8 protein-coding genes and 1 pseudogene are annotated in these 7,368 nt (G+C 54.2%); 8 read left to right on the top strand and 1 reads right to left on the bottom strand.

Features of this window, described 5'->3' with window-relative positions:
• Positions 1-638, top strand: a 638-nt coding sequence (locus tag IGQ15_RS01885; protein ID WP_297048118.1) for a RibD family protein, incomplete at its 5' end; no start/stop codon positions are given.
• Positions 639-668: 30 nt separating this feature from the next.
• Here the strand turns inward: IGQ15_RS01885 and IGQ15_RS01880 are convergent.
• Complete coding sequence (locus IGQ15_RS01880; RefSeq protein ID WP_297048116.1) at positions 669-1,412, bottom strand: HAD family hydrolase; 744 nt, start codon at positions 1,410-1,412, stop codon at positions 669-671.
• A 66-nt stretch (positions 1,413-1,478) separates the two neighbouring features.
• Between IGQ15_RS01880 and IGQ15_RS01875 the strand changes: the two genes are divergently transcribed.
• The 7 genes and pseudogenes from IGQ15_RS01875 to IGQ15_RS01845 form a co-directional block, all read left to right on the top strand.
• Positions 1,479-2,105, top strand: a complete 627-nt coding sequence (locus IGQ15_RS01875; protein WP_297048114.1) for an aminodeoxychorismate/anthranilate synthase component II — start codon at positions 1,479-1,481, stop codon at positions 2,103-2,105.
• Between the two features lie 27 nt (positions 2,106-2,132).
• On the top strand, positions 2,133-2,885 hold the full coding sequence (locus IGQ15_RS01870) for an MBL fold metallo-hydrolase (RefSeq protein ID WP_297048112.1): 753 nt from the start codon (positions 2,133-2,135) through the stop codon (positions 2,883-2,885).
• A 56-nt stretch (positions 2,886-2,941) separates the two neighbouring features.
• A complete protein-coding gene (locus IGQ15_RS01865) occupies positions 2,942-3,913 on the top strand; it encodes an ABC transporter ATP-binding protein (protein ID WP_297048110.1) in 972 nt (323 codons plus the stop codon).
• A complete protein-coding gene (locus tag IGQ15_RS01860) occupies positions 3,906-4,733 on the top strand; it encodes an ABC transporter permease subunit (protein ID WP_297048107.1) in 828 nt (275 codons plus the stop codon). The genes IGQ15_RS01865 and IGQ15_RS01860 overlap by 8 nt, the downstream gene beginning before the upstream one ends.
• A 12-nt stretch (positions 4,734-4,745) precedes the next feature.
• Positions 4,746-6,287 (top strand): Gldg family protein, encoded by a 1,542-nt coding sequence (locus IGQ15_RS01855; protein ID WP_297048106.1) that lies wholly within the window; start codon positions 4,746-4,748, stop codon positions 6,285-6,287.
• Between the two features lie 280 nt (positions 6,288-6,567).
• Positions 6,568-6,915 (top strand): chloride channel protein, encoded by a 348-nt coding sequence (locus IGQ15_RS01850; protein ID WP_363315760.1) that lies wholly within the window; start codon positions 6,568-6,570, stop codon positions 6,913-6,915.
• A gap of 184 nt (positions 6,916-7,099) precedes the next feature.
• A pseudogene (locus IGQ15_RS01845) lies at positions 7,100-7,368 on the top strand (photosystem II q(b) protein); the annotation flags it as partial.

Raw genomic sequence — 7,368 nt, 5'->3', positions numbered from 1 at the left:
TTTTGGCCAGTAGTTTAGATGGCCGCCTTGCTCGTGCTGAGGCTTTAGGTCAGCGCATTGCCTCGGCCTATGATTTTCAGCACCTTGAACAGCAGGTGGCGCAGGTGGATGCGGTGCTCTTTGGAGCGACAACATTGCGTTTGGGGGGGACAGCGATGCGGCTTCAGTCTCCCCATCTGATTGCTGAGCGCGAGCACCAAGGGCGATCGCCCCAACCCCTGCAAATTGTCTGCTCCGCGAGTGGTGAATTAGACCTGAATCTTTGCTTCTTTCGCCAGCCGATTCGCCGTGCTTTGCTGACGACTGAGAAAGGCGTTAGCCGTTGGCAAGGCTCCCCTGCCTTTGATCATTGTTGGGCTGCTGGGGTGGAGGAGATTGACTGGCGGCAGGCGTTGACGCACATTCAAGGGGCTGGCGTGCAAACCTTAGCCGTGTTGGGAGGAGGACAGCTTGTTGCTTCCCTGTTGCAGATGGCTGCCATTGACGAATTGTGGTTGACGCTCTGCCCACTCCTGCTAGGGTCGGTAGCCCCTAGCCTCTATCCAGAGGAGATCGCCTTCTCAGGGAGGTTGACGCTCCTTAATGTCTTGCCCGTGGGCAATGAGGTTTATCTCCACTACCGCCTTAGTGGTGCTTGACCCTCGATCACCACTGAGTCCCATTAGTTCTCAGTCAGTACTGATCTGCATCTCCAAGGGTGAGGCAAGGATGCAATCACAGTAATTGAGCACTGGTGGCCGATGCCAACCCCACGTAACACCAATGCTGCCCGCTGCCCCCCCCCGCTGTGCCATGAGGCCATCACTATCGGCATCGCCAATGACCACGGTTTGATCGGGTCGCACCCCAAGGCGATCGCACACCCTGAGGAATACCTGCGGATCGGGCTTCGTGGGTGGCTCATCTCCCCCCTGCCAGCATTGGAAAAAGGGCTGCAGGTGATAGGTGTTTAAAAAAGCCTCGATTTCCGACCTGCGATCGCTAGAGATAATCGCCAATGCACATCCTCGCCCATAGAGACGTTGCACTAGTTCAATGACCCCCGGCAGGGGTGGGGTTAACTCTGCTTTGGCGGCAAATTCTCGATCTGCGGCAGTAAAGGCCGCGATTGCCTGTTCCAAGGCCGCAATCCAAGGAATTCCCTGTGTGGCCACAAAGGCTGCGGCGGCAATCAGGTTCTCCTGCCGTGTCCCCACCGCTTGTAATCCAGTGGGATCGAGATGATCGCCGATCACCCCAAAGGCCTGAAGTAGCGACGCTTTGAGATTGGGAAAGTGCTCGGCGATTTTCGCAGCGCGAGCGATCGCCACCCACCGCAGGTAATGGGCAACATCCGCTAATGTGCCATCCTTATCAAAGATCACCGCTGCTACCGAGCGAAAACAGCGTCCTTGACACCATAGCTGCACCATTCCCCAAACCCCTTGGGTAGTAGGATCAAAACACAAAGCATAAAAGATGATGAGGACACCTCTCCCTTGATTATCGTTATTGATAACTACGACAGCTTCACGTACAACCTTGTCCAGTACTTAGGGGAGCTAGCACAGGAGTTCCCAATTGCTGCGGATCTGCGGGTCTTTCGCAACGACAAGATCACCCTCGAGGAGATCGCTGCTCTCGCCCCTGCGGGTATTGTGATTTCCCCCGGACCGGGTCGCCCTGCTGACGCGGGGATTTCCGAAGCCCTGATCCGCACCTATGCTGGCACACTACCCATTTTGGGGGTTTGCTTGGGACATCAAGCCATTGGTGAAGTTTTTGGCGGCAGGGTGACGCTCGCACCAACCCTCATGCACGGCAAAACGTCAGAAATTTACCACAGGGGTGTGGGGGTGTTCCAAGATTTGCCCCAACCCTTTACCGCAACCCGCTACCACAGCCTCGTCATTGATCGTGACAGTTGCCCTGATGTATTAGAAATTACGGCTTGGACAGAGGATGGCCTGATTATGGGGGTGCGCCACCGCCAATATCCGACGCTGGAAGGGGTGCAATTCCATCCGGAGAGCATTCTCACCACCTGCGGCAAAGACCTGCTACGGAACTTTTTGCGACGGCTGTGCAGTCCATCGTTGTCAGCCAGCCACTTTTCGGTACACTGAGCGGGAATAGGAGTGTGGGGAGAAAGAATGGAACGGCGGCAGTTCTTGCGTTTGGCTCAAATTGGGGCGATCGCCAGCCTCGGTGGACACTGGGCAGCCCATGCCCAAGGGGGGGGTCTCTCTCTCCAATGGTTTGGCCACACCTGCTTTCTCTTTACCGGCAGTGGTCAGCGGGTACTGGTGAATCCCTTCCGTCCCATTGGTTGCACTAAGGGATTACGGCCACCTCGGGTTGCCGCTGATATGGTCATGATTAGCAGTCGCCTTTTGGACGAAGGCTACATCGAAGGTCTGCCAGGGCGACCTAAACTGCTTTTTCAACCGGGTTCCTATCAAGTCAATGGTTTGAGTATTCAGGGCATTCGCACTAGTCATGATCGCGTTGGTGGCTTCCGCTTTGGCGTCAATGTGGTTTGGCGCTGGCAGCAGGGGGGCATCAATCTCCTGCACATGGGTGGCATTGCCATGCCCATCACGATTGAACAACGAATTCTCATGGGACGGCCTGATGTGATGATTGTGCCAGTGGGAGGAAGTGACAAAGCCTATACGGCTGAGGAGGCCAAGGCAGCCATTGAAGTTTTGCAACCGCGTTTGGTTATTCCTTCCCACTATCGGACGGCAGCGGCTGACCCCAGTAATTGTGATCTGAGGGGCCTAGAGGACTTTTTGAAAGTTATGGAGGGAACCCCGGTTCGCCGCAGTGGTGGTGCCTCCCTCAGTCTATCGGCAGCCAGTCTGCCCCAAAATACCACTATCCAAGTCCTCAGGATTGGATGAGGAAAATGGCTATATTGTGTGTCAATGTTTCCCGTAGAACGAGTTGAGGCAACACCATGATTCAGGTCGAACACCTGACTAAGGTTTACGGTACAACCGTCGCGCTGCGGGATGTCAGCTTTTCAGCCGCCAGTGGTGAGATTCTCGGTCTCCTTGGTCCCAATGGCGCAGGGAAAACCACCACAATGCGGATTTTGGCGGGGTATCTACCGGCAACGAGTGGCACGGCCGCTATTGCAGGCTATGAAGTCCACACGGATCCGATGGCGGTGCGGCAGCGCATTGGCTATCTGCCAGAAAATCCCCCCCTCTATACGGAAATGACGGTGGCGGGCTATTTACACTTTGTGGCTCGCATCAAGGGCGTCAGTGCCGGCGATCGTTCCCAGCGGGTAGAATATGCCCTCAAAAGCTGTGGCCTCTGGGATCGGCAACAGACCATTATTCGCAAACTCTCGAAGGGCTATCGGCAGCGGGTCGGTATTGCCCAAGCGATCGTTCACGATCCACCCGCCATCATTCTGGATGAACCCACGGTGGGTCTGGATCCGCGTCAAATTATTGAGGTGCGCAACCTGATTAAAAACTTGGCGGGACAGCATACAGTGATTCTTTCCACCCATATTTTGGCGGAAGTGAGCATGACCTGCGATCGCGCCGTGATTATCAATAAAGGCGAAGTGGCGGGCATTGGCCAACTGGATGAACTGCTGCAACGCCTCAGCAGTAGCTACACCTATGACCTCGAACTCGTGGGCGATCGCCCCCATCTTGAATCCCTCCTCCAACAGTTGCCCGCTCTGCAACAGATCACATGGGGCAATAGCACTCCCCAAGGGCGGCAGCAACTTCAGGTCAGCAGTCCTTCAGAAATCGGTGCCGATCTCGCCAGTCTCCTTGTCCAAAATGGGGTGCAACTCTTTGAAATGCGCCGCTCCCGTGCCAACCTAGAGGAGGTGTTCTTGAAGCTAACGACCGATGAAGCCACTGCAGAACCCAGCGATACCACCGAAGAAGCCCATGCCTAGCGTTTCCCTCCACGGGCTGCGTGTCCTCCTTGCTAACATTCTTGCTATCTATCGCCGGGAACTCCAGAGTTACTTTAGTGCCCCCTTCTACTATGTGATTGCCGGGGTGTTCTGGCTGCTCAGCGGCCTGTTTTTCCTCGTGGTGATGACGACGATTATTAACCAAGTGGCTCAGCAGGATTTGCTGCAGCAACAGTTTGGGGCGCCGAGCCAAGCCATTGACGTTCCCAAGCTAATTCTCGAAAGTTTCCTTGGACTCCTAGGCTCCATTTCCCAAGTCATTCTACCCATGCTCTCGATGGGACTCTACACCGAAGAGCGCAAACGTGGCACCCTTGAACTGTTGGCCACCTCGCCGATTACTAACTGGTGTGTAGCCACAGGTAAACTTCTGGCAGTGCTCACCTTTTATACCACGCTCCTGCTGCCCGTTACTGTCTACCAGTTTGTGGCACTTCAGCAGAGCACGCCTCCCCTCTCCCCTTGGCTGATTCTGGCGGGCAATGGCGGATTGATTCTTTTGGCCGCTGCCATTCTCTCCCTAGGAATGTTTCTCTCGTCCTTGACCGATAGCACCATCTTGGCGGCCATTTTGGGGTTTGCTGTGTTGCTGATTCTTTGGGTGCTGGATGTCTTGGCTAAAAATACTGGCGGGAATCTCAGTGATATCCTCACCTACCTCTCACCCCTAGAGCACTTTACCAACCTGACACGGGGAATTTTCCGCAGCAGTAGCCTTGTTGTCTTTAGTAGTTATATTTTCCTCGGCATTTTCCTCACGGCACAGTCCATTGATGCCTTTCGTTACCAGCGCAATTAGGGGGTACCGGTCATGAAACGCTTTGCCCTAGGCTCACCTGAACGATTGACCACGGTATTGCTGTGGGCGGCACCACTTTTGATCATTGCTGGCTTGAGTGCTGGCCTCGTCACCAATCGCTGGAATTGGCTGCCCTTGGGTCTTTTAGCTTTGGGGGGGAGTGCTCTACTGCTGTGGCTGATCCAGCAAAGTCGTGTGTCCACAGGGTTTTGGGGACGGCGTTCTACCCAAACAAGTACCAATGCCATCCTGACTGTGGTTGCGGTGATTGCTCTGTTGGGCATCATCAATTTTTTGGCCGATCGCTACAGTGTTGAAATCGATCTCACCGAAAACCGTGCCTTTACCCTAGCGGCAGAAACCCGTGATGTTCTGCAAACTCTGGATCAGCCGGTGCGGGTATTGGTGTTTGATGCCAATGCTGCCAGTCGCGATCGCCTGCTGTTGGAACAGTACCGCCGTCAGGCCAATAGCCAATTCTCTTTCGAGTTCATTGACCCCCAAGAGCAACCCGCCCTTGCCAAAAAGTACAACGTGACTCAAGTGGGGCAAGTGATTGTTGTGGCGGGCAAGAAAACCCAGCGCATTGATGAAGACCTTTCTGAAAGCAACCTCACTCCTGCCCTGATTCGTGTGACCAGCGATCGCACGATCCGTGCCTATTTCACCACGGGGCACAATGAACTCCCCCTTGCGGGTGGGGCGGCCAGCCTCAGTGAAGTGGCTAAACTCCTCGAACAGCGGGATATAGAACTCCTGCCCCTGAATTTACTGGAGAAGGGGAAAATTCCTGAAGATGCCAATGTCATTGTTGTTGCTGGCCCCCGTCAGCCCTTTTTGCGTCTTGAGCAGGATCTTCTCAAGGCATACCTCAATCGTGGGGGTAGCCTGTTGCTGATGCTCGATGTCGATGTCAACGCCGGTCTTGATGATTTACTGAACAACTGGGGACTCACCCTCGATAATCGCTGGGTCATTGATGGCTCTGGTGTGGGTCAACAGGTGGGACTCGGTCCCGACACGATTGTTGTCACCACCTATGGCAATCACCCCATTACTCAACGCTTTGCCCAAGGTCCCAGTGTCTTTCCCCGCGCGCAAGCCATTCGCATTGATCCTGTAAAAGATGATGACATTGTTGAAATTGTCCTCTCCGGCCCGCAAACTTGGGCAGAAACCGACTGGGAGTCGGGCAACCTTGAATTCACTGAAGGCGTAGATACCAAAGGCCCGCTGCCGATTGGTGTGGCGATTACCCGTCAATTGAGTAACAATCCACCGAAGGAAGCCCGTTTGGTGGTCTTTGGGGATTCGGAGTTTGCCACCGATGGCGTGATTGCCTACCAAGGAATTAACAGTGATCTCTTTGTCAATTCCGTGCTCTGGTTGGGCGATCGCGACCAAAAGGCACTCTCGATTCGTCCGCGCGAAACCACCAATCGCCGCCTTCAACTCAATGTCACCACCAGTCGTTGGCTAGAGATTATCAGCGTGTTTCTGTTGCCCCTTGTCGGGTTTGGTGCAGCCGTCTTTGTCTGGTGGCGGCGCCGCTAACTCTTCTTCTATGGCAAGTTACCCCCGTTTACTCCTGTATGTCCTAATCATGGGTCTGCTTGGCGGCTTGTTGGTCGGTTTATCGGTCAAATTCTTTGGGGCAACGGGGGGACTCGCGGATGCGATCGCAGAGTTACACCATGAGGGTCGGTTAAGTTATCGCTCTCTACCGGGCATGGGCGTGTTTTTTAAGTCGCCCTCGGCGCCACACTGTTTGTTTTGGAAGTCCCCCATCGCCGCAGTGTTGAGTTTTATGAGGCAATCATTCCAGCCCTGATTTCTGCGGCTGCTGAGTTTACCCTTTGCCTTTTTTAAGCTGGTTGCCCTGAGTCTCTGTCTGCGGGGGGGGGTAGTCTTTGCCCTATTTTTTGTAGGCGCTGGTGTGGGCATGGCCCTCCATGAGGCACTCCCGAATACGCCCTTGAGTGTGGCCTTAGCTGGCATGATGGCGGCAATCACGGTGGTGGTGACCAAAACACCTTTGGGGCTGGCGGTGATTCTGACGGTGATTTCCCATAGGGCAATACTGCCCTTGATGACAATTGCGACCTTAACCAGTTATCTATTGACCTTGCCCATTGCTTGGATTCCTAGCCAGCGATCGCGTGAGGACACCCCTGATCCCTGAAAAATCATTAACAGAATATAAAATTCAGACACAACCCTTTACATTTCCCTGAGAGATTGATTAATATAGGGTTACATTCCGTTGCACAACACCAACGGGTGCCCCTGAAGCTTCTCAGGGACTCGGTCTGGGATTGTAAACGGTTTGTAGTATTCATTCATCTTGTTCAACAGGACTTATCACTATGACGACTGTTTTACAACGTCGCGAGCAACTGAACCTGTGGGAGCAATTTTGTAGCTGGGTCACCAGCACCAACAACCGCCTCTATGTGGGCTGGTTCGGCGTGTTGATGATCCCCACTCTGCTCGCTGCTACCATCTGTTTTGTGATTGCTTTCATCGCTGCTCCCCCTGTGGACATCGATGGCATCCGTGAGCCTGTCGCTGGCTCCTTGATCTATGGCAACAACATCATCACGGGTGCGGTTGTCCCCTCCAGCAATGCCATTGG

Source organism: Thermosynechococcus sp. M98_K2018_005 (assembly GCF_015295825.1).
GTDB lineage: Bacteria > Cyanobacteriota > Cyanobacteriia > Thermosynechococcales > Thermosynechococcaceae > Thermosynechococcus.
Note: the sequence above shows the minus strand (reverse complement) of the source record. Positions and strands in the feature narration are given on the sequence as shown.